This is a genomic window from Bartonella sp. MR168JLCBS, from assembly GCF_042194175.1.
Genome location: NZ_JBHIMP010000498.1, coordinates 328 through 620, shown reverse-complemented (window position 1 = coordinate 620; position 293 = coordinate 328). Strand labels below are relative to the sequence as shown.

1 pseudogene is annotated in these 293 nt (G+C 32.4%); it reads left to right on the top strand.

The features are described from left to right. Nucleotides 1–173: 173 nt before the first annotated feature. Nucleotides 174–293 (top strand): annotated as a pseudogene (locus ACFIK8_RS12235) (DUF883 domain-containing protein); the annotation flags it as partial.

Sequence of the window (293 nt, the reverse complement as noted above, 5' to 3'; positions counted from 1 at the left end):
TAATCTTACAGACAAGATTGATTTTATCAAAACAGTTTAAAATTGAACAAAATGATGGAACTAAAAAAATTGTTTGACGTTACCCAAGCAGTGAAAATTTTTACTCCAATGCAAATGATCACTGTAAACACACAAAAACGCAGAATGATGAATCAACAGAGGGAAAGAGTATCATGGCAAACAACAAAACAACAGAGAATAATAAAACAGCAGCAGAAAAAGATCTGCAAACACAATTAGAAAAACTACGCAATGAAATTTCCGGTATAACCTCGACACTGACAAATCTTGGT